Consider the following 1,205-nt stretch of genomic DNA (forward strand, 5'->3'; position numbering starts at 1 on the left):
GAGGCATTGATCGAGGCCATGGTGTCGACCACCTGGCCGACGACGTCGCCGCCCTTCACGGCCACTTCGGAGGCCGACAGCGCGAGCTGGTTGGCCTGGCGAGCGTTGTCGGCGTTCTGCTTGACGGTCGAGGTCAGCTCTTCCATCGAGGCGGCCGTCTGCTCGAGCGAGCTGGCCTGCTCTTCGGTGCGCGAAGAGAGATCCTGGTTGCCTGCGGCGATCTGGCCCGAGGCGGTGGCGATGGCGTCGGTGCCGTGGCGAACTTCGCCGACGACCTTGGCGAGACTGCCGTTCATGCCCTTGAGAGCCTGCATGAGCTGGCCGGTCTCGTCGCGCGTCGTCGCATCGATGCGGCTCGTGAGGTCGCCGGCGGCCACTGCCTCGGCCACCTCGACGGCGCGGCGCAGCGGACGCGTGATGCTGCGGACCAGGAGCCATGCGAGCACCAGGCCCAGGGCCAGCGACAGCACGCTGCAGACGATCAGCACCATGCTCGTGGCGGCGCGCGTTTCCTTGCCGCGTGCGGCCGCGGCGTCCAGCTGGGCCCGCTCGGCGTCCACCATCTGCTGCACGCCCGCGAGATAGCTGCGCGAGGTGGGTTCGAAGCGCTCGTTGAAGATCCTGTCGGCACCCTCCACGTCGCCCGCGAGCTTGGCCTTGCTGACCTCCTCGCGCGCGGCGAGGTAGGCCTTGCGCAACTCACCGACCTTGTCGAACACCTGCTTCTTCTCGGGCGTGTCCATCTGCTCCTCGATGAACTTCTGCAGGTCGTTGGTTTCCTTGATGGCGGCGGCCGTGTGCGGTGCGAAGTAGGCGATGAGGCTCGAATCGCTGCTTTTCGCAATGGCTGCGGCACGCTGCACACCGGCCGTGGTGTGGCGCAGCCAGTCGGCGCCCGCACGTTCGGTCTGGACGTTCTTCTCGACCATTGCGTCGATCTCGACGCCCAACTCCCGCAGCTCCAGCATCGCCACCACGCTGCTCGTGAGGGAAAGCGCAAGGATGGCGCCGATCACGACGGCCAGCCGCTTCCCGATGGACACGTTGCTCAAAAACATTCATTGCTCCAAAATTTCAGACCGGGAAGGCACGCAGCGCGCGCCTGCCATCAACTCAGGCGGCGGCCCGTTCGACCAGGCCCATTTCCTCGCTCGACATCAGCCGATCGATGTCCACCAGGATCAGCATCCGCTCGTCGAGCGTGC

Annotated in this window: 1 protein-coding gene and 1 pseudogene; both read right to left on the reverse strand. The window is 66.6% G+C overall.

Annotated features, from left to right (window positions below; translation table 11 throughout):
- Window positions 1-1,058: HAMP domain-containing protein (locus tag AC3A6G_RS27300; RefSeq protein WP_487875091.1), on the reverse strand; the 1,058-nt coding region annotated here is incomplete at its 3' end.
- 55 nt (window positions 1,059-1,113) lie between these two features.
- Window positions 1,114-1,205: pseudogene (locus AC3A6G_RS27305) on the reverse strand (chemotaxis protein CheW); the annotation flags it as partial.

The sequence above is a fragment of the Variovorax sp. Soil_C_26 genome, assembly GCF_057657075.1.